The sequence below is a fragment of the Pseudomonas benzenivorans genome (assembly GCF_033547155.1).
Taxonomy (GTDB): Bacteria; Pseudomonadota; Gammaproteobacteria; order Pseudomonadales; family Pseudomonadaceae; genus Aquipseudomonas; species Aquipseudomonas benzenivorans_B.
Genome location: NZ_CP137892.1, coordinates 925,831 through 949,856, shown reverse-complemented (window position 1 = coordinate 949,856; position 24,026 = coordinate 925,831). Strand labels below are relative to the sequence as shown.

Annotated in this window: 17 protein-coding genes; 10 read left to right on the top strand and 7 right to left on the bottom strand. The window is 68.7% G+C overall.

The genetic code is table 11. The features are described from left to right. Positions 1 to 184: 184 nt before the first annotated feature. The 4 genes from SBP02_RS04420 to SBP02_RS04405 all read left to right on the top strand — a co-directional run bounded on the left by SBP02_RS04420 (position 185) and on the right by SBP02_RS04405 (position 4,543). The gene (locus tag SBP02_RS04420) at positions 185 to 1,198 is read left to right on the top strand and encodes a TRAP transporter substrate-binding protein (protein WP_318645189.1); all 1,014 of its coding nucleotides are present in this window, start codon (positions 185 to 187) and stop codon (positions 1,196 to 1,198) included. A 198-nt stretch (positions 1,199 to 1,396) separates the two neighbouring features. Next, positions 1,397 to 1,969: a TRAP transporter small permease gene (locus SBP02_RS04415; RefSeq protein ID WP_318645188.1), complete on the top strand. Its 573-nt coding sequence runs from the start codon at positions 1,397 to 1,399 to the stop codon at positions 1,967 to 1,969. After that, a complete protein-coding gene (locus tag SBP02_RS04410) occupies positions 1,962 to 3,305 on the top strand; it encodes a TRAP transporter large permease (protein WP_318645187.1) in 1,344 nt (447 codons plus the stop codon). The genes SBP02_RS04415 and SBP02_RS04410 overlap by 8 nt, the downstream gene beginning before the upstream one ends. A 374-nt stretch (positions 3,306 to 3,679) precedes the next feature. After that, positions 3,680 to 4,543 carry a DMT family transporter gene (locus tag SBP02_RS04405; RefSeq protein WP_318645186.1) on the top strand — a complete coding sequence of 288 codons (864 nt, stop codon included), beginning with the start codon at positions 3,680 to 3,682 and terminating at the stop codon, positions 4,541 to 4,543. 34 nt (positions 4,544 to 4,577) lie between these two features. Here SBP02_RS04405 and SBP02_RS04400 read toward each other — a convergent pair whose 3' ends face one another. The 4 genes from SBP02_RS04400 to SBP02_RS04385 form a co-directional block, all read right to left on the bottom strand. After that, the gene (locus tag SBP02_RS04400; RefSeq protein WP_318645185.1) at positions 4,578 to 5,687 is read right to left on the bottom strand and encodes a dihydrolipoamide acetyltransferase family protein; all 1,110 of its coding nucleotides are present in this window, start codon (positions 5,685 to 5,687) and stop codon (positions 4,578 to 4,580) included. A 38-nt stretch (positions 5,688 to 5,725) separates the two neighbouring features. Further along, on the bottom strand, positions 5,726 to 6,712 hold the full coding sequence (locus tag SBP02_RS04395) for an alpha-ketoacid dehydrogenase subunit beta (protein WP_318645184.1): 987 nt from the start codon (positions 6,710 to 6,712) through the stop codon (positions 5,726 to 5,728). Further along, positions 6,705 to 7,796 carry a pyruvate dehydrogenase (acetyl-transferring) E1 component subunit alpha gene (gene pdhA / locus SBP02_RS04390; RefSeq protein ID WP_318645183.1) on the bottom strand — a complete coding sequence of 364 codons (1,092 nt, stop codon included), beginning with the start codon at positions 7,794 to 7,796 and terminating at the stop codon, positions 6,705 to 6,707. Before pdhA ends, SBP02_RS04395 begins: the two co-directional genes overlap by 8 nt. A 126-nt stretch (positions 7,797 to 7,922) precedes the next feature. Further along, entirely contained in the window at positions 7,923 to 8,945 is a 1,023-nt protein-coding gene (locus tag SBP02_RS04385; RefSeq protein WP_318645182.1) for a Glu/Leu/Phe/Val dehydrogenase family protein, read from the bottom strand. 188 nt (positions 8,946 to 9,133) lie between these two features. Here SBP02_RS04385 and SBP02_RS04380 point away from each other — a divergent pair, with 188 nt between their 5' ends. Further along, the gene (locus SBP02_RS04380; protein WP_318645181.1) at positions 9,134 to 9,937 is read left to right on the top strand and encodes a SirB1 family protein; all 804 of its coding nucleotides are present in this window, start codon (positions 9,134 to 9,136) and stop codon (positions 9,935 to 9,937) included. 12 nt (positions 9,938 to 9,949) lie between these two features. On the opposite strand, the gene SBP02_RS04375 is transcribed toward SBP02_RS04380, so the two are convergent. The 3 genes from SBP02_RS04375 to SBP02_RS04365 all read right to left on the bottom strand — a co-directional run bounded on the left by SBP02_RS04375 (position 9,950) and on the right by SBP02_RS04365 (position 15,802). Then, positions 9,950 to 12,478 carry a helix-turn-helix transcriptional regulator gene (locus tag SBP02_RS04375; protein WP_318645180.1) on the bottom strand — a complete coding sequence of 843 codons (2,529 nt, stop codon included), beginning with the start codon at positions 12,476 to 12,478 and terminating at the stop codon, positions 9,950 to 9,952. 155 nt (positions 12,479 to 12,633) lie between these two features. Continuing rightward, positions 12,634 to 14,004, bottom strand: coding sequence for a DUF1329 domain-containing protein (locus SBP02_RS04370; RefSeq protein ID WP_318645179.1), 1,371 nt, complete (start codon positions 14,002 to 14,004; stop codon positions 12,634 to 12,636). Positions 14,005 to 14,032: 28 nt separating this feature from the next. After that, positions 14,033 to 15,802, bottom strand: coding sequence for a DUF1302 domain-containing protein (locus SBP02_RS04365; RefSeq protein ID WP_318645178.1), 1,770 nt, complete (start codon positions 15,800 to 15,802; stop codon positions 14,033 to 14,035). A 544-nt stretch (positions 15,803 to 16,346) separates the two neighbouring features. Between SBP02_RS04365 and gcvH the strand changes: the two genes are divergently transcribed. The 5 genes from gcvH (at position 16,347) to SBP02_RS04340 (ending at position 23,998) form a co-directional block, all read left to right on the top strand. Continuing rightward, entirely contained in the window at positions 16,347 to 16,730 is a 384-nt protein-coding gene (gene gcvH / locus SBP02_RS04360) for a glycine cleavage system protein GcvH (protein ID WP_318645177.1), read from the top strand. Between the two features lie 10 nt (positions 16,731 to 16,740). Further along, the gene (gene gcvP / locus SBP02_RS04355) at positions 16,741 to 19,602 is read left to right on the top strand and encodes an aminomethyl-transferring glycine dehydrogenase (RefSeq protein ID WP_318645176.1); all 2,862 of its coding nucleotides are present in this window, start codon (positions 16,741 to 16,743) and stop codon (positions 19,600 to 19,602) included. Between the two features lie 262 nt (positions 19,603 to 19,864). Then, on the top strand, positions 19,865 to 21,241 hold the full coding sequence (locus SBP02_RS04350) for an alanine/glycine:cation symporter family protein (protein WP_318645175.1): 1,377 nt from the start codon (positions 19,865 to 19,867) through the stop codon (positions 21,239 to 21,241). Positions 21,242 to 21,293: 52 nt separating this feature from the next. Beyond that, a complete protein-coding gene (gene glyA, locus SBP02_RS04345) occupies positions 21,294 to 22,547 on the top strand; it encodes a serine hydroxymethyltransferase (protein ID WP_318645174.1) in 1,254 nt (417 codons plus the stop codon). 74 nt (positions 22,548 to 22,621) lie between these two features. Beyond that, positions 22,622 to 23,998, top strand: a complete 1,377-nt coding sequence (locus SBP02_RS04340; protein WP_318645173.1) for an L-serine ammonia-lyase — start codon at positions 22,622 to 22,624, stop codon at positions 23,996 to 23,998. The last annotated feature ends 28 nt before the right edge of the window (positions 23,999 to 24,026 follow it).

The window sequence follows — 24,026 nt, the reverse complement described above, 5'->3', positions numbered from 1 at the left end:
GGTCGAAGGAAACGACTGGGCTGTTTTCGACGCGACAGGGGTCGTACCTGCTACAACCTCGCGCTAGTCGTCTTGAGACACTCGGCCTAAGGCGTCCCACCGAGCTCATAGGGCCCCAGGGCTCGGTTGAACAGACCCACCTGCACTTTCGTAGCCAAAAACAACTACAACGGAGTACGCAGTTATGATCTACCGCAAGCACCTCACCCGCCCCCTGGCCATGGCCCTGTGCCTGGTCGCCGCCGCCATGGGCAGCAGCCTGACCCAGGCCAAGACCTTCCGCGTCGCCGTCGGCGATGCGGCCGGCGGCACCCAGCACGAGCTGGGGCTGAAGTTCGCCGAGGAGTTCAAGGCCCGCACCGGCGGCCAGCATGACGCCAAGCTGTTCCTCAACGGCCAGCTGGGCAGCGAGGAAGACACCATCAACAACGCCGCCATGGGCACCCTGGATTTCTCCATCCTGGCGATCAACAACGTCACCCCCTTCTCGCCCTCGGTCGGCGTACTCACCCTGCCCTACATGATCCAGAGCCTGGACGATGCCAAGACCCTGACCCAGAGCGAAATCGGCCAGGGGCTGATCGACAATACCGTGCGCGATGCCGGCGTACGCATCATCGGCTGGGCCTACTCGGGCTTCCGCGTGCTGACCAACTCCAAGCAGCCGGTGACCAGGGTCGAAGACCTGCAGGGCCTGCAGATTCGCGTGCCGAAGAACGAGATCATGATCGACACCTACCGCGCCTGGGGCATCAACCCCACGCCCATGGCCTGGTCGGAAACCTTCACCGGCCTGCAGCTGAAAGTGGTCGACGGTCAGGACAACCCCTATATCACCGTGGCGGCGATGAAGTTCGACGAGGTGCAGAAGTACGTCACCAATATCCGCTACCTGTTCTCCATCGAGCCGCTGGTGGTCAGCGAGTCGGTGTTCCAGGAGCAGAGCGCCGAGGTGCAGCAGGCCATCCTCGAAGCCGGCAAGGCCGCTACCGCCCACAGCGAGGCCTGGCTGGTGGCCCAGGAGGGCAAGATCAAGCAGGAGTTGACCGCCAAGGGCATGCTCATCGCCGATCCGGCCAACGGCGAGCAGGAGTGGATCGAACTCGCCGTCTCCAAGGTCTGGCCCAAGTACTACGACCAACTCGGCAAGGACCAGCTCAACACGGCCCTCAAGGCCCTGGGTCGCGACCCCATCTAAGCCGCCCGATAAAGCTGCTGCAGGGGCGCAAGCTCCCGCATATGCGCTAACGCGGCGGAGCCAAGCGGCCTGTCCCAAGGCTCCGCCAGCTAGCCCCATCCGTTCGGGGCTCGGCCGCCCGGCGGTCGACTCCGACTCTTCGTCCACGCGGTGAAGCGATGCGCCCTGGCCCGGGCCCGACGCTTCTGGAGGCGCCCCATGAAACCGGCCGGCACCCTGTTCAAGATTCTCGACAACCTGGAAAACTACATCTGCAGAACCCTTCTGGCGCTGTTCGTGATCCTGCTGTTCGCCCAGATTCTCAGCCGCAACCTGTTCAACCACTCGATCTCCTGGACCGAGGAGCTGGTGACCTACATGTTCGTCTGGTTCGCCTACTTCGGCGCCAGCTTCGCCGCCAAGCTGGCGGCGCACAACCGGGTGACCTTCCAGTTCAAGCTGATGCCGCGCAAGCTGGCGCTGGCCCTGGAAACCCTCTCCGACCTGATCTGGGTCGGCTTCAACTGCTACTTCGTCTACCTCAGCACCCTGTTCTTCCTCAAGGCCAACCTGTTCTGGAAATCCCAGACCCTGGGCGTGCCGATGAAGTACCTGTATCTGGTGCTGCCCATCGCCTTCGCCCTGATGACCTTCCGCGTCCTGCAGGTCAACTACTACCGGCTGTTCAAGGGCATCGACATCCGCGATCCGGAAGCCCAGGAGCTGGAAAAGCTGATCCAGGAGTCGTCGCCCAAAGACACCCCTTACCTCCAGGAGCGGGTCCATGGTTGATACCAACATCGTCTACATCCTGTTCGGCTCCTTTCTCCTGCTGCTGCTGATCGGCACGCCGATCAGCATCTCCCTGGCGGTCTCGGCGCTGGCCTCCTTCCTCTACCTGGGCGAGAACCCGATCAAGCTGGTGCAGATCGCCTTCACCTCGGTGGGCTCCTTCCCGCTGATGGCGCTGCCGGCCTTTATCCTCGCCGGGGCGCTGATGGAGGCGGCGGGCATCTCGAAACGCCTGGTGACCCTGGCGGAGAGCTTCGCCGGGCCGATCACCGGCGGCATCTCGGCCTCCGCCGTGCTGGCCTGCCTGTTCTTCGGCGCCATCTCCGGCTCGGGACCGGCCACCACCGCCGCGGTCGGCATGCTGATGATCCCGGCCATGGTCAAGCGCGGCTACGCCAAGGGCTATGCCTCGGCGGTCACCGCCTCCTCGGGCGGCCTGGGCATCATCATCCCGCCGTCGATTCCCATGGTGATCTTCGGCATCTCGGCCATGGGCATGCTGCCGCCACCGGCTGCGGTGGAGGAGTTCGGCGAATTCGCCAGCATGTCGATTCCCAAGCTGTTCATCGCCGGGGTGGTGCCCGGGCTGTTGCTGGCCGGCGGCCTGCTGCTGATGAACTACTGGCGCTGCAAGAACCTGGGCTACACCGGCAGCGGCGAGGGCTGGTCCTGGCCGCGCATTGGCAAGGCCCTGCGCGACGGCGCCTGGTCCATCGCCGCGCCCTTCGTGATCCTCGGGGGCATCTATACCGGCCTGTTCACCCCGACCGAATCGGCCATCGTGGCGATCTTCTACACCCTGTTCGTCGGCCTGTTCATCCACAAGGAACTGCGCCTGCCGGAGCTGTTCAAGTCGCTGGAGACCACCACCTGGATCACCGGGCGAGTGCTGGTGATACTGTTCACCGCCACTGTCTTCGGCCGTCTGCTGGTGGAGAACCAGATCCCGGCCATAGTCGCCGACGGCATGCTCAGCCTGACCGACAACATCTACCTGATCTGGATCCTGATCATCGGCTTCCTGCTGTTCGTCGGCATGTTCATGGAGACCCTGGCGGCCATCATGATCCTCACCCCGGTGATACTGCCGATCACCTACAGCCTGGGCATCGACCCGGTGCATTTCGGCATCGTGCTGATCTGCTGCCTGAGCATCGGCTTCATGACCCCGCCGATGGGCGAGAACCTGTTTATCGCCTCCGGCATCTCCGGCACGGCCATCGAGGACATCTCGCACAAGGCCCTGCCCTTCGTGGCGGTGCTGACCATCACCACCTTCATCATCGCCTGCGTGCCGGCGATCAGCCTGACCCTGCCCGCCCTGCTGGGCTACTGACGCCCGCGCCGCGGCCTGCCGGCGGCGCGCCGAGGCGCCCCGGCAGGCGCGGGTTGACCGCTGCCGCGCAACTGGCTAGCTTTAGGCCTCGTTTCGCCCGCATCCCACTCCGGTTCCCCCATGAGCCAGCACGCGCAGCCTTTCCGCCTCGATCGCCACGCCGCCGCCCGCCGCGTAGCCGTCCGCGCGTGCGCCGTTCCACCGCCTGTCTCGCCGCCCAGCGTCCGCCGGCCGGCACTCCGCCGCCCCCGGCCTTCGCCGTAGCGGGCTGATACCCGCTCCCTTACCGGCTCCGAACCTGGCCTGATGGCCGGCGAACGCGTGCGCGACTCGCCCGTCGGAGCTCGTCGCGACTTTTCGACAGGTGATTCACCATGGTTTTCGACAGAACCTCCTGGGCCGCTTGCGGCTCGACCCTGCTGTTCGTCCTGCTCTGGGGCAGCGGGGCGATCTTCGCCCGCCTGGGCCTGGATCATGCTTCGCCCTTCGCCTTCCTGGTCCTGCGCTTCGCCCTCGCCTGCGCCGCGTTGCTGCTGCTTGCCAGCCTGCGCGGACGCTGGCTGCCGGCGCCTGGCCAGCGCCGGCGAACGCTGCTGACCGGGTTGCTGATGATCGGCGGCTACACCATCTGCTACCTGCTGGCCCTGGACCGCGGGCTCACTCCCGGGGTACTGGCCACCGTGCTCGGCGTGCAACCCATCCTCACCCTGGCCCTGCTGGAACGGCGCTTCGCCGCGCTGCGCCTGGTCGGCCTGGGCATGGCCCTGGGCGGCCTCGGCCTGGTGGTGAACGAGGGTCTGCAGCACAGTCGCCTGTCCGCCGAGGGCATGCTGTTTGCCCTGGCGGCACTGGCGTGCATGACCCTCGGGGCGATCCGCCAGAAAGGCCAGGAGCAGGCGCCCATGGCCGTGCTGCCGCTGCAGTACGGCGTCAGCCTGCTGGCCTGCGTGCTGGTGCTGCCCTTCCAGCCCTGGCAGCTGCGCTTCTCCCTGGACTTCCTGGTGCCCCTGCTGTGGATGGCCCTGGTCATCTCGGTGGCCGCGCAGCTGCTGCTGTATCGCCTGATCCGCGCCGGTAACCTGGTCGACGTCACCAGCCTGTTCTACCTAGTGCCGGTGGTCACCGCGGCCATGGACTACCTGATCCTCGGCAATCGTCTGTCGACCAGCGCCCTGGGCGGCATGCTGGCGATTCTCCTCGGCCTGCTGCTGGTGTTCCGCTTCGCCCCGCGGCAGTAACGGCACGGGCGCGGCGGCGAGGCGCCGCGCCCGCTCAGGCCTCGGCCCGTTCCAGCGCCTGCACCAGGGCCTTGAGGAAGCGCGCCGCCTCGCCGCCGGTGACCGCGCGGTGGTCGAAGGTCAGCGACAGCGGCAGGATCGGGTGCACCACCACCTTGCCATCCACCGCCACCGGCTCGTCGCGGATGCCGCCAGCGCCGATGATCGCCACCTGCGGCGGCACCACGATGGGGTTGGCGTAGCGGCCGAACAGGGTGCCGAAGTTGGACAGGGTCAGGGTCGCGCCCATCATCTCCTGGGGCGGAATGGAGCGCGCCTTGACGTCGGCGCGCAGGCGCTCGGCCCCCTTCTTCAGGTCCTCGGCGCTGCGTGCGCCGACGTTGCGCAGCACCGGCACGAACAGGCCCTCGGGACTGTCCACGGCGATGCCCAGGTCGAGCTGCTCGTGCTGCTTGATCGACAGGCTCTTGCCGTCGAACCAGCTGTTGAGCACCGGCTCGGCCCGGCAGGCCACGGCGATGGCCTGGGCCAGGCGCACCAGCGGGTCGCGGGCCTGGGTCCAGCGGTGCAGGTCGGCGTCGCCGACTATGACCACCGGCACCACCTCGGCGTGGGAGCGGGCCATGTTGATCGCCATGCTGCGCCGCACGCCGCGCAGCTTCTCGCCGCCGAACTTGTCGCGGGCGCTCTGGGTGGCGGCCTCGACATCGGCGCGGGTGATCAGACCGTCGCTGCCGCTGCCCTGCAGCGTGCTCAGGTCGACCCCCAGCTGGCGGGCCAGCTGGCGCACCGCCGGGGTCGCGCGCGGCGCCAGGTGCTCGCGGGTCGAGGGCGCGGCGCCGACGAAGAAGCTGTCGGCCTGGGCCTCGCCGCCGCCCTCCAGGCGGCCGACCACGGTGCCGGAATCGGCCTCGCCCTCGTAGGCCAGCAGCGGCTCGCCGACGTGCAGGATGTCGCCCTCGGCGCCGAAGGTCTTGTGCACCACGCCGTCATAGGGCGCGGGGATGTCGACTATGGCCTTGGCGGTCTCCACCGACACCAGCAGCTGGTCGGTCTTCACCGCGTCGCCGGCCTTGACGTGCCACTCGACGATCTCGGCTTCCTGCAGGCCTTCGCCCAGGTCGGGCAGCTTGAAATACTTCATGGTTCGCTCCTGAGTCTGTGTCTGGGCGCGCCCAGGGTTCAGGCGTAGTTCAGCACCGTGTCGCAGGCCGCGAGAATGTCCTCGACGCCCGGGATATAGAGTTGCTCCAGGCGGTACAGCGGCGGCGGGATGTCCGGCGCGGTGACCCGCTGGATAGGTGCCTGCAGGTCGAGCAGGGCCCGCTCATAGAGGCTGGCGGCGATCTCCGCGCCCACCGCGCAGCTCTTCGGCGCCTCGTGGACGATCACGCAGCGCCCGGTCTTGCGCACCGAGGCCTCCAGGGTGTCGAGGTCCAGCGGCTTGACGCAGGCCACGTCGATCACCTCGGCGGCGATGCCCTGCTCGGCCAGCAGGCTGGCGGCCTGCAGGGTCTCGTGCACGCTGGCGCCCCAGCTGACCAGGGTCAGGTCGCTGCCCTCGCGCAGGGTGAAGCAGCTGTCCAGAGGCAGGCGCTTGCCATCGTCCGCCAGCACCTGGGGATTCATCCGGTACAGCCGGGTGGGCTCGAGGAACAGCACCGGGTCGGGATCGTCGATGGCCGCCAGCAGCAGGCCGTAGGCCCGTGCCGGCGACGAGGGCATGACCACGCGCAACCCGGGGATCTGGGCGAACATCGCCTCGGTGCTCTCGCTGTGGTGTTCCGGCGCGCGGATGCCGGCGCCCATGGGCGTGCGCAGCACCATGGGACAGCTCAGGCGGCCGCGGGTGCGGTTGCGCAGGCGGCTGGCGTGGGACACCAGGTGATCCAGGGCCGGGTAGATGAAGCCCATGAACTGGATCTCCATCACCGGCTTCAGGCCCTGGGAGGCCATGCCGACGGCCAGGCCGGCGATCATGGTCTCGGCCAGCGGCGTGTCGATCACCCGCTTGAAGCCGAAGGCCTCGCGCAGGCCGGCCGTGGCGCGGAACACCCCGCCATTGACGCCGATGTCCTCGCCGAGCACCACCACGTTGGCGTCCTCGGCCATGGCCCGATGCAGGGCCAGGTTGACCGCCTCCAGCAGGCTCAGCTTCTGCTCACTCATGGCGCTTCTCCTCGCGGCGCGCGGCGCGCTCGTGGAACATCTCGCGCTGCTCGGCCAGGGCCGCCGGCCACTGTGCGTAGACATGGTCGAACACCGAGTCGAGGGGCTGCTCGCCGGCCGCCTCGAAGGCCTCCACCGCGCGCTGCACCTGGGCCTGACACTCGCCGACCAGGGTCTGCTCGCGCTTCTCGTCCCACACCCCCTGGGCGGCGAGGAAGGCCTGCAGACGCTTGATCGGCTCCTCGCGCCAGGCCTGCTTGACCTCATCGGCCGAGCGATAGCGGGTCGCATCGTCGGCGGTGGTGTGGTCGCCCAGGCGATAGCTGAGGCATTCCAGCAGCACCGGCCCCTTGCCCTGGCGCGCCCGTTCCAGGGCCCACCGCAGACGATCGTAGAGGGCGAGGATGTCGTTGCCGTCCACCTGCTCGCCATGAAAGCCCGCGCCTATGGCCTTCTGCGCCAGGGTCGGGGCGCCGCACTGGATGCGCCGCGGCACGGAGATGGCCCACTGGTTGTTGTTGACCACGAAGACCACCGGCAGCTGCCAGGCGCCGGCGACGTTCAGCGCCTCGAGGAAGTCGCCCTTGCTGGTGGCGCCGTCGCCGCAGGTGGTGACGGCGACCCGGTGCTCGCCGCGGATCTTCATCGCCGTGGCCACGCCGCAGGCATGCAGGGCCTGGGTGGCGATGGGCACGCACAGCGGGAAGTCCTGCCCCACCGCCGGCTCGACATAGGCACTGCCGCGTTCGTCGCCGCCCCAGTACAGCAGGATCTCCTCCATGCGCACTCCGCGCATCACCTGGGCCGCGGTGTCGCGGTAGTAGGGCACCAGCACGTCGTCGGCACGCATCAGGGCGCCGATGGCCACGCCTATGGCCTCCTGGCCGACGGTCGGCGCATAGGTGCCGATGCGCCCGGTGCGCTGCAGGGCCACGGCCTTCTGATCGAACAGGCGGGTCAGCACCATCTGCCGGTACAGGCGGATCAGCAGGTCGAAGTCGTCGGCCCAGTCCGGCAGCGCAGCGAGCAGCCGGCCCTCGGGGTCGAGGTAACGGGTATAGGGCAGTTGCAAGCGGTCAGGCATGGAAGCACTCCTCGGCACCGGGTAGGTGACTGGGCGATACCCGGCGCGTGTGGCCCCGGGTTGGGCGCGGATGACCTCCGGTGAGGGGGTATCCGCCAGGGACGGGGACAGGCACGGGCGCGCCCCTCAACTGCCGTACAGCAGGCGCTCGGCCAGGCTGTCGGCGACCCGTGCCGGCGAACGCCGGTCGGCCTGGGCATGGGCGTATATCTCGGCCAGGCGCTGGCTGATCTTGCTCAGGTGCGCGGTGATGGTGGTCAGGCTCTCGCCGCGATGCCGCAGGGCGACGTAGATCAGCCCGCCGGCATTGATCACATAGTCCGGCGCATAGAGGATGCCGCGGGCCTGCAGGCTGTCGCCGACGTCGGCGTCGGCCAGCTGGGTATTGGCCGCCCCCGCCACTGCCGCGCAGCGCAACCCGGGCACCGTCTCGGCATTGAGGATGCCCCCCAGGCCGCAGGGCGCGAGGATGTCGCAGGGCGTGGCGAGCAGGGCATCGCGGCTCACCGGATGGGCGCCGAGCTGCTCCACCGCCAGCTGCACCCGACCGCCGTCCAGGTCGCTGACCCACAGCTCGGCGCCGACCGCGTGCAGCTGCTCGGCCAGGGCATAGCCGACATGGCCCAGGCCCTGGATCGCCACGCGCAGGCCGTTCAGGTCGTCGCTGCCCAGACGCGCCAGGGCCGTGGCGCGAATCCCGGCGAACACGCCCATGGCGGTGTGCGGCGAGGGGTCGCCCTCGCGGGTGGTGCTGGTGACGTGGCGGGTATGCTGGGCGATGCAGTCCATGTCGGCACTGGAGGTGCCACTGTCGACCGCGGTGATGTAGCGCCCGCCGAGGCTCTCGATCATGCGACCGAAGGCCTCGAACAGCGCGCCCCGGTTCGCCACGTGGGCGGGACGGACGATCACCGCCTTGCCGCCGCCCTGTTCGAGGCCGGCCAGGGCGGCCTTGTAGCTCATGCTCTGGGCCAGGCCGATGGCATCGCGGATCGCGCTCTGCTCGTCGGGGTAGGCCAGGTAACGGCAGCCGCCGAGGGCCGGACCGAAACGGGTGTTGTGGATGGCGATCACCGCCTTGAGCCCGGTCGCCGGGTCCTGGGCGAAATGCAACGCCTCCAGCCGCGAGTCTTCCATCATGGCGAACATGCTGTGGCTCCTTGGCTGCGGGGCCGACGCGGCGCTGAAGCGGCCTGTCGGCGCCACCGACTCTCATCGTTAACGCCAGTATAGGCGTGCTCCCCGACGCTGCCGGACACAGCCGACATAAGCCCGTCGCCCCGGGCTGGACGCCACGGCAGCGGCCGGCTACAAAGCAGTCATCAGTGGAGGAGACCATGGACCCGCGCCTATCCTGCCTTGCCTGCCTCGACCACGAACCGCCGGCCCTGTTCGAGGCGGCGCTGTGGATAGCCGCCGAACACGACCCGACCCTGTCTCCCGAGGCCGCATTGCGCGCCTTGCATGCCCTGCAACAACAGGTCGACGCCGGCCTGCCCAACCTGCCGCCGCGGGAACTGGCGCAACCCTTGCTGCGGCGCCTGAGCGAACTGGACTTTCACGAGGACGAGGACAACCCGCCCGCACCCCGGGCCGCCCTGCTGCATCAGGTATTGCAGCGCCGCCGCGGCCAGCCCCTGTCGCTGGCACTGATCGCCCTGGAGCTGGCACGGCGCCTGGGTATCCCCCTGCAGGGGGTGAACTTCCCCGGACACTTCCTGCTGCGCGTGCCGGGGGCCGATCACCTGCTCGACCCCTGCGGCGGCCGCCGCCTCTATACCCGCGACTGCCGCGAACTGCTGCTGCGCCAGTTCGGCCCCCACATCGACCTGAACGCCGGCCACCTGCTGGCCTGCGATGCCCGCGCGATGCTCCAGCGCCTGTCGCGCAACCTGCGCCAATTGCACCTGCAGGCCCAGAACGCCCTGGCCGCGCTGAAAGATGCCGAACGGGTGCTGCAACTGGGTCCCCAGACCCTCGCCGACCACCTGGCCCGTGCCGACCTCTATCACCAACTGGATTGCCCCCAGGCCGAGCGCTTCGACCTGCAGCGCGCCCTGCTGCTGTGTGACGATGCGGCGCAGCGTCTGCAGCTCGGCGAGCGCCTGCGGCGGCTGCACGCCAGCCCGGCGCTGCACTAGGCCGGCGAGCGCCTACAGCAGCCCCAGGGCCTTGGCCCGCGCCACCGCCTGGGTGCGCCGGGTCACGCCGAGCTTGCCGTTGATGCGCCGGGCGTGGGTCTTGACCGTGTGCAGGGAGATATACAGCTGCTCGGCGACTTCCTGGTTGGAGCAGCCCTGGGCAATCAGCCGCAGCACCGTCACTTCGCGGCCGCTCAAGGGCGTCGGCCCGTCGCCGTTCGCGGCGCTGCCGGCCGGCCCCTCGTCCGCCTCGAACCACAGGCACCGGTAATTCAGGCGCTGGCGCAGGGCTTGGCCCGCCTGCCGCGCCTGGGCCGCCGCCGGCGCGTCCCCCGCCGCCGCGCAGGCCTCGGCCAGGCTCAGCCAGAGCTCGCCGGCGAGCGCCTGACGGCCCTCGGCCAGGGCCTGGTCGAGCTGGACGCGCAGGGACTGGCGTACGTCCGCGCCCTGTTCCAGCTCGACGCGCAGCAGCAGTTGGCGCAGACGCGGCAGCAGCTCGGGGAAGGTGGCCGGCGGCAGCAACGCGCGATGCCGCTGGCCATGCTCGAGTACCCGGCTCAGGGCCTCGCGGGCTCGCGGGCGATGTCCCTGCCACAGCCACAGACGGCTGCTGGCCAGCAGCAGCACGCCGCGGTAGAGGGTATCGGCCACCCGCTGGCGTTGCATCAGCCGCTCGGCCTCGGCCAGATGGGCGAAGGCCCCGGGGATATCGCGCTGGCGCGCCGCCAGTTCGGCCAGGCCGAGAAACCCGTGGAAGGCGCCGGGATCCTCATGCCGCAGCGCCTCGTCGAGCCCCGTCTGCAACTGGTCGGCGGCCTGTTCCAGCTGGCCCTGACGCAGGGCCAGGCGGCCCAGACGCAACAGCATCCGCCCGCGCACCGGGCTCGACCGCGCCGGCTGTGCCTCCAGCTGTTCGTACACCCGCTGCAGCAGGGCCTGGGCGCGGGCGAACTCGCCCCGCGACTCCAGCAGCAGACCGTGATCCAGCTCCAGCAGCGCCTCGAACACCGCGCTGCCGCAACGCCGCGCCTGCTTCAGGGCCTCGTAGCCCAGACGCTGGGCCTGCTCCAGGCGCCCCTCGCCGATGGCCATCTGGGTCAGCGCCGAGCGACACAGCAGGCTCTGCGCCCAGGCCTGTTCCGGCAGTCGCGCCAGGGCCTCGGCCAGGTGCCGGCGGGCCTGCTCGGCACAGCCGCGGCCGAAGGCGAGGATGCCGCTGAGCGCCTGCCACTGGGCGAACAGCTCCACCGTGCGCTCGCCATCGGCCCTGGGCTGGAAGCGCGCCAGCTGATCGGCGCAGGCCTGGGCCTCGTCCAGACGGCCGACCAGCAGCAGCACCCAGGCGTTGAGCAGGATCAGGCGCGGCGTACTCAGCAGCAGGCTCTCCGGCAGCTCGCCGCGCCAGCGCAGGATCAACGCCAGGTCCTGGCCCTGCAGCACCTGCTCCTCGGTGAAGCGTTCGAGAAAACTCGCCGCCACCTCCGGCTGCCCGCCCTTGAGCGCATGCTCCACCGCCGAGCGGGTATCGCCGCACGCGGCGAACCACTGGCTGGCCTGCAGGTGCAGGCGGGCGCAGGACCCGCCCTTGGCCCGCTGCTGCAGCAGCGCGGCCATGGGCGCAAACACCTCGTACCAGCCGGCCTGCCCTTCCAGCTCATCGATGAACAGGCCACGGGCGCGCAACGCCTGCAACCAGTCGGCGCCCTCGCCAACCCCGAGCAGGTGCTCGCACAGCTCGGCGTTGAAACGGGGAATCTGCGCCAAGCGCCCGAGCGCCTGCTCCAGCTCGCGGGGCAGCCCGTGCAACACCTCGTGCTCGATGTACTCGCGCAGCAGGCCGTCATGCTCCGGCACGAGCACGCCGGGCTCACCCTGGGCGGCGAGCAGGCACAGACGCAACGCCGCCGGCCAGCCGCGGCTCTGCGCCAGGAGGCTGTCGGCCCAGGCCAGCCGGGTGGCCGCGACTTGCCGCAGCCAGGCACCGACCTCTTCGCCGGAGAAACACAGGTCCGCGGCGCTCAGCTCGAGCAGCTCGCCTTCGAGCAGCAGGCGCGGCAGGTTGCAGGTCGGCCGCCGCCGGCTGCCCAGCCACCAGCGGATGCCGTCCGCGGCCGCGCCGAGCAGGCGCTCGAGACAGGCGTCCAGGGCGGCGTCCGGCGCGCGCGGGTAGTCGTCGAGAAACAGCCACAGATGCCGCGGCTCGTGCTCCAGGCATGCCAGCAGCTGCGCCTCGCCGCCCGGCGGATAGCCCAGGGCGAGCGCCAGCTGCGCGCAGAGCGTGGCCGGCGACCAGGGCTGGCCGGCGCAACTGAGCCACAGCGCGGTGCAACCGGCAGGCGCGGCCCGGGCGCAGTCGGCGAGCAACACCGACTTGCCGAAACCGGCCGGGCCGACCAGCAGGCGCAGACGGCAGTCCTGCTGCAACAGGCGCCGCTGCAACGGCGCGCGCCGGATATGCCCGGGAGGCTGGCGCGGCGGCGTGGCGCGGGCGCAGGACGACGGGACGAGGGGCGTGACGGACGCTGGGGCGTGGGCGGTCATGGCGGTCGTTGCTGGTTGTTATCGGGCGACCCGGTTGCTTCGAGGCTAGCCGCCGGCGCCCCGCCACGACAGCTGTATCAGCCTCCCTGATGGTCGCAAATAAAGAAGGCGGCCCGCAGGCCGCCGAATCATGGCGTCGTCGAACCATCGGTGCCTCAACGCACCCCGGAGGTTCTCAGCGCCGCCGGCGTGTAGTCGGCGGCGCTGGCATCGAAGCCGAAGTCGTAGGCCGACTTCTCCTCGTTCTTCATGCCCAGGGCCAGGTAGCGCCCGGCGATCAGGTCGTACAGCGCCTCCAGGGTGTAGCTCGGCACCTTGTGGTTGAAGTACTGCTGGGCATGGCCCTCGGCCACCCGCCACAGCTGGCCGCGACCGTCGTAGTGATCGACCAGGGCCAGCTGCCAGCTGTCCTCGTCGAAGTACAGGTGGCGCTTGGCGTAGATGTGCCGCTCGCCGGACTTCAGGGTCGCCTCCACCTCCCAGACCCGGTGCAGCTCGTAGCGGGTCAGGTCCTGGTTGATGTGCCCGGCCTTGATCACCTCGTCGTAGCTCAGCGCCGGCGAGTCGAGCCGGTAGCTGTTGTAGGGGATGTACATCTCCTTCTTGCCGATCAGCTTCCAGTCGTAGCGGTCCGGGGCGCCGGAGAACAGGTCGAAGTTGTCCGCGGTGCGCATGCCGTCGGAGGCGGTGCCGGGACCGTCGTAGGCCACCTGCGGGGCGCGGCGCACGCGGCGCTGGCCGGCGTTGTAGATCCACGCCAGGCGCGGCTCCTTGACCTGGTCGATGGTCTCGTGGACCAGCAGCACGTTGCCGGCCAGGCGCGCGGGTGCGGTAACCCGTTGCTTGAAGTAAAGCAGGATGTTGCCGGCCTTGGCCGGGTCTATGTCGGGCATGTCGGCGGGAAAGGCCACCTCGTCCTCGAACTTCACCAGGCTGTAGGAGCCGTTGGTCTGCGGCGTCGCCTGGGTGATCAGGCGGCGCACGTTGCCGCCGCGGTAGCGGGTGATGTGGTTCCACACCACCTCGACCCCGCTCTTGGGGATGGGGAAGGCGTAGTAGCGGCTGTCGGCGAAGTTCTGCAGGCCGTTGCCGCCGTCCACCGCGGTGGTGTTCAGCGCGCTGCGCCTGGCCGCGGCGTAGATCGCCTCGGGCACCGCCGCGGTGCGATGGGTCGGGTAGACCGGGATGCGGTAGCTGTCCGGGTAGCGCTTGAGCATCGCCAGCTGGCCGGCGGACAGCTTGTCCCGGTACTGCTCGGCGTTGTTCGCGTCGATGGTGAACAGCGGCTGCTCGGCAGCGAAGGGGTCGGCGAGAAAGCCCTTGGCGTCGACCCTGGCCGCGTCGGCCGGCAGGCCGCCGCTCCAGGCCGGGATGCTGCCGTCGGCATTGCCGGCCATCTGTGCGCCCAGCGGGGTCAGGCTGCTGCCCAGTTGCGCCGCCTCCTGCTCGGAGACCGCGGCCATCACGCTGCCGGCCAGCAGGCTCAGGGCCAGGACGCCGGTGTGCAGGATTCTTGTGCTTTTCATCGTGTGGGGATCCTTTGCGCGTCGTTGATCAGAAGTTCACACCGAAGCTCAGCGCGACGAAGTCGCGGTCGGTGACGGTGTTGTACTCGCCGCCGAAGAAGTCGGTGTAGCTGAGGCTGGCGGTGTAGGTGTTCTGGTAGTCGGCGCCGAGGCCGAGGCTGACGGCCTTGCTGCCCTCGTTGAAGTTCGGACCAACGCCGTCGACGTCATGGGACCAGGCGATGCTCGGGGTCAGGTTGATGCCGGCGAAGACGTTGGCGTACTCGGCGCTGGCGCGCAGGCGGTAGCCCCAGGAGTTGCGGGTGAAGAAGCCGTCGCCCTGGCACTCGTCCGGGTTGGCCGCGTTGAACAGCGCGCAGACGCCCGGGGCGACGAACTCGCCGGCGCCGAAGATGGGGTCGCGGCCGAAGCGCAGCTCGCCGACGTCCTCGTCGATGCCGTTGATGTGGTTGTAGCCGACCTCGCCGAGCAGGGTCAGGCGGCTGGCACCGAGCACCCGGTCGATGAACTGCACCGCGGTGAGCTGGGCCTGGGTCACGCCACGGCGCTCGTAGCCGTGGATATCGGCGCCGGCGCGGTTCTGCGCGTGGCCGCTGGTGAACACCGGCGCGACCGGCAGGCCGAGGGCGGCGAAGGACAGGTCGGTGGAGTTGATCTGCAGCGGCATGTTCGGCCGGTAGCTGAGCTCGCCGGACAGCGCGGTGCCGCCGACGTTGGTCTGGAAGCTCAGGCCGTAGAGGCGGATGTCCTCGGGATACTCGATGAAGTAGCGGGCGTTCGGCGCACCGGGGATGAAGGCCGCCGACGGCGTGGTGGTGCGGATGGTGCTGAACACCGGGTTGCGGCTGTGGTAGTTCATGGCATAGAAGCCGAACTCGGTGTCGTTCAGCGCCTCGGCGAACCAGCGCAGGGCCACCCCGTACTGGCCGCTGTCGCGGGCGTCGCGGTCGCCGGCGCGGGGGATGTAGAGGTTCTCCCCGGGGGCGAAGCTGTTGTTCGACTCGCCCGGCGGCAGGTCCGGGCCGAACACCACCAGGCGGTCCTCGCAGCCATCGGCGACCACGTCGGCGGTGGAGAAGAAGGTGCCGCAGTTGTCCGCCACCGTCTGGTCCCACTCCAGCTGGTAGAAGGCCTCCAGGCTCAGCGAATCGCTCAGGCTCTGCGACAGATAGAGCATGTTGACCGGGATCAGGCCCTCCTTGATCTCCGCGCCGGGGCGGCGGAAGGCGGCGGCGTCGATCGGGTTGATCGAGTTGATCGAGTTCTGGATGAAGGTGCTCTCGCCCCAGCTGACCACCTGCTTGCCGACCCGCACGCTGCCCGGCAGGCCGGCGAGGCTGTAGTTGTGGTAGAGGAAGGCGTCGAGTATCTCCGCCCCCGAGGACTGCGCCGCCTGTTTGCGGTTGTGGTCCTCGATGTCGTAGAACAGCCGGTGCTCGTCCTTGGTCTCGAAGTCGTACCAGTACTTGCCGCGGATGAAGGCACCGCTGTCGCCGTATCTCAGCTCCAGGTCGTGGATGCCCTTGAAGATCTTCGAGAAGGTCTCGCCCTTCTTGAAGTTCAGGCGGCCGTCGTCCGAGGTGCGCGAGGAGGCCGAGCCGCCGCTGGCGGTGGAGACGAAGTCCGGGTCGGCGCCGCGCACCGCCCAGCTGGCGCCCACGGACAACGAGGAGTCGAACTGCCCCTCCACGTCGCCGAGGCTGAAGTCGATCGCCTGGACCGGGGCGATACCGCCCAGGGCTATGGCGGCGGCCAACGCACAGGGCTGGAACACGGCATGTCTTGTTCTTGTTGTCATGCGGCTCTCCTGGAAAGCATGGTTGCGTGTCGAGGCCCCAACGCTAACCAGTCGCCCCCAGGCGGATAAGCGCCCGAAAGTGGTATTCGCCCTGTCAACCGAAAGGCTGAATCCCCCTCTGGCGCGGCGCTTTCCCGTCCTCCATGGGCGGGCTCGATGCACCACTATCGAACGGCTGAATGCCCCTAGCCCCCGGGGCGCCTGGCCGCCAGCCAGCGCTCGGAAGCCTGGTCATCACATCCGTATCGATTTCGATACATCGTAATGAAAACGACACGAAAGCGACGCCGACCTGTCACAGCGCGACATTCAGGGGCTTTTCCCTCGCTATCCGGGTCGCTGCGCAGGCGATCGTATCGAAATCGATACAAGGCCCAACCCACCAAACTTAAACTGTCCATGTAAGTTATTGATTTTATTATAAAAAAATAACATGGCATCGGCCTTGCTAACTATTCACGCAAGAGCGCTCGCTGCCCGGCACGAGCACCTTGATCATCGCCCAAACAAGAACCGGGCGAGTCTGACTACTTGAGGAGTCCACATGAGCGAGTTGCGTTTTACTGTCGATCACGAATGGCTGCGTCAGGAAGCCGATGGCCTGGTTACCGTTGGCATCACCGCTTATGCCCAGGAAGCCCTGGGTGACGTGGTATTCGTGCAGCTGCCGGACGCACAGTCCTATAGCGCAGGCGCCGAAGTGGCCGTGCTGGAGTCGGTCAAGGCCGCCAGCAACATCACCATGCCGCTGGAAGGCGAGATCGTCGAAGTGAACGCCGAGCTGGAAGGCAGCCCGGAACTGGTCAACGAAGACCCGCTGGGCAAGGGCTGGTTCTTCCGCTTCCGTCCGGCCAATGCCGGCGCGGTCGCCGAGCTGCTGGATCAGGCCGCCTACGACCGCCTGCTCAAAGCCAACGACGACGCCTGAGGTGGCCGGCATGACTGACGCAATCGACCTAAGTACCGCCAACGAATTTATCGCTCGCCACATCGGCCCCCGTGACGCCGATGTCGCCAGCATGCTCGAGCTGCTCGGCTACGCCTCGTTGGAGGCGATGATCGACAGCGTGATTCCCGAGAGCATCAAGGGCAGCAGCGTCCTGCAGATGACCGCCGGTCTCAGCGAGGCCGACGCCCTGGCCAAGATCAAGGCCATTGCCGCGAAGAACCAGCAGTTCACCAGCTACATCGGCCAGGGTTATCACGGCACCCACACGCCGGCGCCGATCCTGCGCAACCTGCTGGAGAACCCGGCCTGGTACACCGCCTACACCCCCTACCAGCCGGAAATCTCCCAGGGCCGCCTGGAGGCCCTGCTGAACTTCCAGACCCTGATCATCGACCTCACCGGTCTGCCGATCGCCAACGCCTCCCTGCTGGACGAGGCCACCGCCGCTGCCGAAGCCATGACCTTCTGCAAGCGTCTGTCGAAGAACAAGGCCAGCAACGCCTTCTTCGCCTCCCAGCATTGCCACCCGCAGACCCTCGACGTGCTGCGCACCCGTGCCGAGCCCCTGGGCATCGAGGTGGTGGTCGGCGACGAGCGCAGCATCGACGACGCCAGCGCCTACTTCGGCGCCCTGCTGCAGTACCCGGCGAGCAACGGCGACATCTTCGACTACCGCGAGCTGGTCGAGCGCTTCCATGCCGTCGGCGCCCTGGTCGCCGTGGCCGCCGACCTGCTGGCCCTGACCCTGCTCACCCCGCCCGGCGAATTCGGCGCCGACGTGGCCATCGGCAGCGCCCAGCGCTTCGGTGTGCCGCTGGGCTTCGGCGGCCCGCACGCCGCCTACTTCGCCACCCGCGAGGCGTTCAAGCGCGACATGCCCGGCCGCCTGGTCGGCGTCTCGGTGGACCGTTTCGGCAAGCCGGCCCTGCGCCTGGCCATGCAGACCCGCGAGCAGCACATCCGCCGCGAGAAGGCCACCAGCAACATCTGCACCGCCCAGGTGCTGCTGGCCAACATCGCCAGCATGTATGCGGTGTACCACGGTCCCCAGGGCCTGACCCGCATCGCCAAGCGCGTGCACCAGCTGACCGCGATCCTCGCCCAGGGCCTGAGCCAGCTCGGCTACGGCGTCGAGCAGGCAAACTTCTTCGACACCCTGAGCATCGCCAGCGGCGCCCAGACCGCCGCCCTGCACGCCAAGGCCCGCGCCGCCGGGATCAACCTGCGTGAGATCGACGCCGAGCGCCTGGGCCTGTCCCTCGACGAGACCACCACCCCGGCCGCCGTATCGGCCCTGTGGGCGGTGTTCGCCGACGGCCAGAGCCTGCCGGACTTCGACGCCCTGGCCGCCAGCGTCGCCGCGCGCCTGCCGCAAGGCCTGCTGCGCCAGTCGGCGATCCTGGCGCACCCGGTGTTCAACCGCTACCACAGCGAAACCGAGCTGATGCGCTACCTGCGCAAGCTGGCCGACAAGGACCTGGCCCTGGACCGCAGCATGATCCCGCTGGGCTCCTGCACCATGAAGCTCAACGCCACCAGCGAGATGATCCCGGTGACCTGGGCCGAGTTCGGCAACCTGCACCCCTTCGCCCCGAGCGAGCAGAGCCAGGGCTACCGCCAGCTCACCGACGAGCTGGAGGCCATGCTCTGCGCCGCCACCGGCTACGACGGCGTCTCCCTGCAGCCGAACGCCGGCTCCCAGGGCGAATACGCGGGTCTCTTGGCGATCCGCGCCTACCACCGCAGCCGCGGCGAGGAGCAGCGCGACATCTGCCTGATCCCGCAGTCCGCCCACGGCACCAACCCGGCGACCGCCAGCATGGCCGGCATGCGTGTGGTGGTGACCGCGTGCGACAGCCTGGGCAACGTCGACATCGAAGACCTGCGCGCCAAGGCCGTCGAGCACAAGGAGCGCCTGGCCGCGCTGATGATCACCTACCCGTCCACCCACGGCGTGTTCGAGGAAGGCATCCGCGAGATCTGCCAGATCGTCCACGACAACGGCGGCCAGGTGTACATCGACGGCGCCAACATGAACGCCATGGTCGGCCTCTGCGCCCCGGGCCAGTTCGGCGGCGACGTGTCGCACCTGAACCTGCACAAGACCTTCTGCATCCCCCACGGCGGTGGCGGCCCGGGCGTCGGCCCGATCGGCGTCAAGGCCCACCTGATCCCCTTCCTGCCCGGCCACGACAAGATGGCGCGCAAGGAAGGTGCGGTCAGCGCCGCGCCGTACGGCAGCGCCAGCATCCTGCCGATCACCTGGATGTACATCAGCATGATGGGCGGCGAAGGCCTCAAGCGCGCCTCGCAACTGGCGATCCTCAATGCCAACTACATCGCCCGCCGCCTGGAGGAGCACTACCCGGTGCTCTACACCGGCAGCAACAGCCTGGTGGCGCACGAGTGCATCCTGGATCTGCGTCCGCTCAAGGAGACCAGCGGCATCAGCGTCGACGACGTGGCCAAGCGCCTGATCGACTTCGGCTTCCACGCCCCGACCATGTCCTTCCCGGTGGCCGGCACCCTGATGATCGAGCCGACCGAGAGCGAATCCAAGGAAGAACTGGATCGCTTCTGCGACGCCATGATCGCCATCCGCGAGGAAATCCGCGCGGTGGAGCGTGGCGAAGTGCCGGCCGACGGCAGCCCGCTGAAGAACGCGCCGCACACCGCGGCCGAACTGGCCGGCGAGTGGAACCACGGCTACAGCCGCGAGCAGGCGGTGTACCCGCTGGCCTCGCTGGTCGAAGCCAAGTACTGGCCACCGGTGGGCCGGGTCGACAACGTGTTCGGCGACCGCAACCTGGTCTGCGCCTGCCCGTCCATCGAAGCCTATCAGGAGGCCTGAGAGTAGTGCGGCCGAACGGATGCCCCGGCATCCCGGCGGCCGCACCTGACCGCCCGCTGTGACGGCGGTCAGCCCCCTTGCGGGGGGTGCGGCGCGCCGCTTGTGTCGGCAAACCCAGGGTGCTCGCCGCGCCTCCCCGCAACGGTCGCTGCCTACCGGCGGCAACCCTGCACACCAGCGATTCCCATTGCGGCACAACCGCACGAAAGCCCCTATCCGACGCGGGTAAACCCGCGCTTACAACAAGAAAGAGGTGCTCTACATGGAATTCATCAACACCCTTACCAATCAAATCAACGGCCTGGTCTGGGGCCCGCCCATGCTGGTGGCGATCCTCGGCACCGGGCTGTTCCTCATGCTGCGCCTGAAATTCATGCCCCTGAGCAAGATCGGCGCCGGCTTTGCCCTGATGTGGCAGGGCCGCAAGAAAGGCGACGAGGCCAGTGGCGAGATCAGCCCCTTCCAGGCGCTGATGACCTGTCTGGCCGCCACGGTCGGCACCGGCAACATCGCCGGCGTGGCCACCGCGATCTTCCTCGGCGGCCCCGGCGCGCTGTTCTGGATGTGGTGCACCGCCCTGGTCGGCATGGCCACCAAGTACTGCGAAGTGGTGCTGGCGGTACATTACCGCGAGACCGACGCGCGCAAGGAGCACGTCGGCGGGCCGATGTATGCGATCAAGAACGGTCTGGGCAAGAAGTGGCTGTGGCTCGGTAGCGCCTTCGCCATCTTCGGCGGCCTGGCCGGCTTCGGCATCGGCAACATGGTCCAGGTCAACTCCATGGCCCACGCCCTGACCGACACCTTCGGCGTACCGGCCTGGATCACCGGCCTGGTCGCCATGGCCTTCGTCGGCCTGGTGATCCTCGGCGGCATCAAGCGCATCGGCAAGGTCGCCGCGACCCTGGTGCCGGCCATGTGCGTGACCTACGTCGCCGCCGCCATCGTGGTGCTGATCGTCAATGCCGACGCCATCCCCGGTGCCTTCTCGCTGATCTTCACCCATGCCTTCACCCCGGTGGCCGCCACCGGTGGCTTCGCCGGCGCGGCGGTGATGGCGGCCATCCGCTTCGGCGTGGCCCGCGGCATCTTCTCCAACGAGGCGGGCCTGGGCACCGCCGGCATCGCCCAGGCGGCCGGCACCACCACCAGCGCGGTGCGCTCGGGGATGATCGGCATGCTCGGGACCTTCATCGACACCATCATCATCTGCACCCTGACCGGCCTGGCGATCATCGCCTCGGGCGTCTGGACCAGCGGTGCCAGCGGCGCCGGCCTGTCGGCGGCGGCCTTCGAGTCGGCCATGCCCGGCTTCGGCGGCGCCATCCTCAGCATCGCCCTGGTGGTCTTCGCCTTCACCACCATCCTCGGCTGGAGCTACTTCGGCGAGAAATGCTGGGAGTACCTGGTCGGCACCCAGTCGATCATGCCGTTCCGCATCCTCTGGGTCCTGGCCGTGCCCTTCGGCGCCATCGCCCAGCTGGACTTCGCCTGGCTGGTCGCCGACACCCTCAACGGCCTGATGGCGCTGCCCAACCTGCTGTCGCTGCTGCTGCTCAGCCCCGTGGTGGTCAAGCTGACCAAGGACCACTTCGCCCGCGACGGCCGTGTGGCCGGCGGCGCCCCCGTACAACGCTAACCCCCCAGGCGCGACCGCGAGGCGGTCGCGCCCTTAGTACAGGACTTATCCGATGTTCTATAAAAGCCTGACCCTGGACCACTACGATCCGGCCCTGGCCCACGCCATCGCCGCCGAAGAGCGCCGCCAGGAAGACCATATCGAGCTGATCGCCTCGGAAAACTACACCAGCCCCGCTGTGATGCAGGCCCAGGGCACCGGCCTGACCAACAAGTACGCCGAAGGCTACCCGGGCAAGCGCTACTACGGCGGTTGCGAGCACGTCGACCTGGTCGAGCAGCTGGCCATCGACCGCGCCAAGCAGCTGTTCGGCGCCGACTACGCCAACGTCCAGCCGCACTCCGGCTCCTCGGCCAACGGCGCCGTCTACCTGGCCCTGCTCAACGCCGGCGACACCCTGCTGGGCATGAGCCTGGCCCACGGCGGCCACCTGACCCACGGCGCCAAGGTCAGCTCCTCGGGCAAGCTGTACAACGCCGTGCAGTACGGCATCGACGCCGACGGCCTGATCGACTACGACGAGGTCGAGCGCCTTGCCGTCGAGCACCAGCCGAAGATGATCGTCGCCGGCTTCAGCGCCTACTCCAAGACCCTGGACTTCCCGCGCTTCCGCGCCATCGCCGACAAGGTCGGTGCGCTGCTGTTCGTCGACATGGCCCACGTCGCCGGCCTGGTCGCCGCCGGCCTGTACCCGAACCCGATTCCGTTCGCCGACGTGGTCACCACCACCACCCACAAGACCCTGCGCGGCCCGCGCGGCGGCCTGATCCTGGCCAAGGCCAACCCGGAGATCGAGAAGAAGCTCAACGCCGCGGTCTTCCCCGGCGCCCAGGGCGGCCCGCTGATGCACGTGATCGCGGCCAAGGCGGTGTGCTTCAAGGAGGCCCTGGAGCCGGGCTTCAAGGACTACCAGGCCCAGGTGATCAAGAACGCCCAGGCCATGGCGGAAGTCTTCGTCGGCCGCGGCTTCGAGGTGGTCTCCGGCGGCACCGACAACCACCTGTTCCTGCTCAGCCTGATCAAGCAGGGGCTGACCGGCAAGGCCGCCGATGCGGCGCTGGGCGCCGCGCACATCACGGTGAACAAGAACGCCGTACCGAACGACCCGCAGTCGCCGTTCGTCACCTCCGGCCTGCGCATCGGCACCCCGGCGGTCACCACCCGCGGCCTCAAGGAAGGCGAGTGCCGTGAGCTGGCCGGCTGGATCTGCGACATCCTCGCCGACCTGGACAACCCCAGCGTCATCGAACGGGTCCGTGGTCAGGTCGCGGGCCTGTGCGCCAGCTTCCCGGTCTACGCTGAATAGATAACTAGGTTGCTTAGCCCGACGCGCGCCTGACGGGCGCGCGCCATGGGCAGCGCAAGAAGCCGGAGTCCATCATGTCACTCAGCGTTTTCGATCTATTCAAAATCGGCATCGGCCCCTCCAGTTCGCATACGGTCGGGCCGATGCGCGCCGCCGTGCGTTTCGTCGAAGGGCTCAAGCGCGACGAGCTGCTGGCCAACACCGAATCGGTCAAGGTCGAGCTGTACGGCTCGCTCGGCGCCACCGGCAAGGGCCACGGCAGCGACAAGGCCGTGCTGCTCGGCCTGGAAGGCGACCAGCCCGACACCATCGACACCAGCACCATCGATGCGCGCCTGGCCGCCATGCGCAAGGCCGGCGAACTCAAGCTGCTCGGCGAGAAGGCGATCCGCTTCGTCGAGAAAGAACACCTGGCGATGATCAGGAAGCCCCTGCCCTATCACCCCAACGGCATGATCTTCCGCGCCTTCGACGCCGCCGGCCTGCAACTGCGCGCGCGCGAGTACTACTCGGTGGGCGGCGGTTTCGTGGTCGACGAGGAAGCCGCCGGCGCCGACCGCATCGTCGAGGACAGGACGCCCCTGGCCTACCCCTTCAAGAACGCCAAGCAGCTACTGGAGCAGTGCGCCGCCCACAGCCTGTCGATCAGCCAGGTGATGCTGGCCAACGAGGCGGCCTGGCGGTCGGAGGCCGAGACCCGCGAGGGCCTGCTGAAGATCTGGCAGGTGATGCAGGACTGCGTCAAGGCCGGCTGCCACAACGAGGGCATCATGCCCGGCGGGCTCAAGGTCAAGCGCCGCGCCGCCGCCCTCTACCGTCAGCTCAGCCAGCACCCGGAAGCGGCCCTGCGCGACTCGCTGAGCGTGCTGGACTGGGTCAACCTCTACGCCCTGGCGGTGAACGAGGAAAACGCCAGCGGCGGCCGCGTGGTGACCGCGCCGACCAACGGCGCGGCCGGCATCGTGCCGGCGGTGCTGCACTACTACATGCGCTTCATCCCCGGCGCCAACGAGGACGGCGTGGTGCGCTTCCTGCTCACCGCCGCCGCCATCGGCATCCTGTACAAGGAGAACGCCTCCATCTCCGGCGCCGAGGTCGGCTGCCAGGGCGAGGTCGGCGTGGCCTGTTCGATGGCCGCCGGCGCCCTGTGCGAAGTGCTCGGCGGCAGCGTGGCGCAGGTGGAGAACGCCGCCGAGATCGGCATGGAGCACAACCTCGGCCTGACCTGCGATCCGATCGGTGGCCTGGTCCAGGTACCCTGCATCGAACGCAACGCCATGGCCTCGGTGAAGGCGATCAACGCGGCGCGCATGGCCCTGCGCGGCGACGGCCAGCACTACGTGTCGCTGGACAAGGTGATCCGCACCATGCGCCAGACCGGCGCCGACATGAAGAGCAAGTACAAGGAAACCGCCCGCGGCGGCCTGGCGGTCAACATCATCGAATGCTGACGAGCGGCGGGCGCCACGCGCGCCTGCC

Excerpts from the sequence above, each read along its gene's own strand:
- SBP02_RS04420 (WP_318645189.1), top strand. The coding sequence starts at position 185 with ATGATCTACCGCAAGCACCTCACCCGCCCCCTGGCCATGGCCCTGTGC.
- SBP02_RS04415 (WP_318645188.1), top strand. The coding sequence starts at position 1,397 with ATGAAACCGGCCGGCACCCTGTTCAAGATTCTCGACAACCTGGAAAAC.
- SBP02_RS04410 (WP_318645187.1), top strand. The coding sequence starts at position 1,962 with ATGGTTGATACCAACATCGTCTACATCCTGTTCGGCTCCTTTCTCCTG.
- SBP02_RS04405 (WP_318645186.1), top strand. The coding sequence starts at position 3,680 with ATGGTTTTCGACAGAACCTCCTGGGCCGCTTGCGGCTCGACCCTGCTG.
- SBP02_RS04400 (WP_318645185.1), bottom strand. The coding sequence starts at position 5,687 with ATGAAGTATTTCAAGCTGCCCGACCTGGGCGAAGGCCTGCAGGAAGCC.
- SBP02_RS04395 (WP_318645184.1), bottom strand. The coding sequence starts at position 6,712 with ATGAGTGAGCAGAAGCTGAGCCTGCTGGAGGCGGTCAACCTGGCCCTG.
- pdhA (WP_318645183.1), bottom strand. The coding sequence starts at position 7,796 with ATGCCTGACCGCTTGCAACTGCCCTATACCCGTTACCTCGACCCCGAG.
- SBP02_RS04385 (WP_318645182.1), bottom strand. The coding sequence starts at position 8,945 with ATGTTCGCCATGATGGAAGACTCGCGGCTGGAGGCGTTGCATTTCGCC.
- SBP02_RS04380 (WP_318645181.1), top strand. The coding sequence starts at position 9,134 with ATGGACCCGCGCCTATCCTGCCTTGCCTGCCTCGACCACGAACCGCCG.
- SBP02_RS04375 (WP_318645180.1), bottom strand. The coding sequence starts at position 12,478 with ATGACCGCCCACGCCCCAGCGTCCGTCACGCCCCTCGTCCCGTCGTCC.
- SBP02_RS04370 (WP_318645179.1), bottom strand. The coding sequence starts at position 14,004 with ATGAAAAGCACAAGAATCCTGCACACCGGCGTCCTGGCCCTGAGCCTG.
- SBP02_RS04365 (WP_318645178.1), bottom strand. The coding sequence starts at position 15,802 with ATGACAACAAGAACAAGACATGCCGTGTTCCAGCCCTGTGCGTTGGCC.
- gcvH (WP_318645177.1), top strand. The coding sequence starts at position 16,347 with ATGAGCGAGTTGCGTTTTACTGTCGATCACGAATGGCTGCGTCAGGAA.
- gcvP (WP_318645176.1), top strand. The coding sequence starts at position 16,741 with ATGACTGACGCAATCGACCTAAGTACCGCCAACGAATTTATCGCTCGC.
- SBP02_RS04350 (WP_318645175.1), top strand. The coding sequence starts at position 19,865 with ATGGAATTCATCAACACCCTTACCAATCAAATCAACGGCCTGGTCTGG.
- glyA (WP_318645174.1), top strand. The coding sequence starts at position 21,294 with ATGTTCTATAAAAGCCTGACCCTGGACCACTACGATCCGGCCCTGGCC.
- SBP02_RS04340 (WP_318645173.1), top strand. The coding sequence starts at position 22,622 with ATGTCACTCAGCGTTTTCGATCTATTCAAAATCGGCATCGGCCCCTCC.